Annotated in this window: 1 protein-coding gene; it reads right to left on the bottom strand. The window is 42.6% G+C overall.

Annotation, left to right across the window (positions count from 1 at the left end; translation table 11 throughout):
• Nucleotides 1–155 precede the first annotated feature (155 nt).
• Nucleotides 156–1,340: an IS4 family transposase gene (locus GC102_RS00010; RefSeq protein WP_171687672.1), complete on the bottom strand. Its 1,185-nt coding sequence runs from the start codon at nucleotides 1,338–1,340 to the stop codon at nucleotides 156–158.
• Between the last annotated feature and the right edge of the window lie 126 nt (nucleotides 1,341–1,466).

The raw sequence follows: 1,466 nt of genomic DNA, 5'->3' as shown, positions 1-1,466 counted from the left end.
GACATGATCAGAAAGCCTGTATGTATAATACAATTTGTTTAATATATTGTATTTATTTCCATTTATTTTTTTTGGGCGCAAACCAAAAAAGGAAGACCGCTGTTAGATGACGCGTTTATTCCATTAATTTACATTTTATTCATATGTCTCCGTTATTATCTCACTATGATGCGTTGTGAACCTAGTCGTTCCTTTGTCTTATTCGTCTTCTGTCGGCCCTTTGAAGTTCTGCTCGGCGGGCGAGAGACAGCTTTTACAAAGTTAGACCAGTTATCATAGAAATAGATTCGCAATAACTTTAGTGTTGTCCAGGGACTTTTGGTGGTCTTCAATTCCAATGTAATCAGCATGTGAACCGTGTATGCAATCAGCGATAAAAATAACTGGTTCCACACCGCAGTTGGATCTTTACTGAACAATTTAACAACATGCAGGTGCTGCTTTATCCACTTAAAGAACAGCTCCACTAACCATCGGTTCTTGTAAATATCAGCAACTTCCGCGGCCGAAATGTCCCAACGACTTGTCCCCACCCGGTACAGGCGGCCTTGCTCATCCATGTATTCAACCATTCGCATAGGCGTTTTCGTTTTGGTCGTAAGCACATCAACGTCCCGCAAGATATGCGGAGATTCTGCGGGGGTAGCTCTTTCTGTTCCTTCAACCGGAAACATCCTATCCCATTCCCGGAGCCGAATCACAAAACGAACATCGTTCTTCAACCAGGTCTCGAAGTGCTTAAACTTGGAGTAACCTCGATCCATCACGTACGTTGTGTCATCGGATTGGATGAGTTCCATGGCAACCGTAGATTCATGAACATGTGCTGTTGAGGCAATGACTTTGTTCGGAAACACGATATCCGGGCTGGCTACCATAACACGGGTATGTAAGACGACGCCACATTTTTTGTCGGAACACTTTGCCCATTCTCCCAAGAACAGAGGAAGTGAGATGCTTGTTGCGTCAATAACCTGCAATCGCCCAATGCTCTTGGAGACTCCCTGTAAATGATGAGTTTGGCTATGTAGCTCAGCAGCAAGATGAGTGAACAACGCTAACAAGCTGGAAGTACAAAGAGACTTAGTTTTTCGGGACAGTTGGGATGCGCTAATTGAATCGAGTTGAAGAATCTGCGCAAGCTCGGTGTGAGCTTGGAGTTGCTCGGACAGTTCGCCATATGATTTCAGTTGCAAAAGTTGAGCAACAACATGAAGTCCTATGGTTGAACCCGCAAACAGCTTCTTTGACCGATGATCCTGAAAAATAGACCGATAATCTAGGACATTGAGCACTTTAAGACATTGACAAACTACTGGAAATTTCTTATTGTTATCCATGGTTGGCTCCTTTGTTTGGGAGAATGATGGATAACGCGTCATTCCCCTAAACATAGGTGCTTTTTCTTTGTTTGTCTAGATCAATAAATACTTTATATTACAAATTAAGTAAATATTTGATGTGAG

Source organism: Paenibacillus germinis (assembly GCF_013141785.1).
Lineage (GTDB): Bacteria > Bacillota > Bacilli > Paenibacillales > NBRC-103111 > Paenibacillus_E > Paenibacillus_E phytorum.
This window is presented reverse-complemented; position numbering and strand designations above follow the sequence as displayed.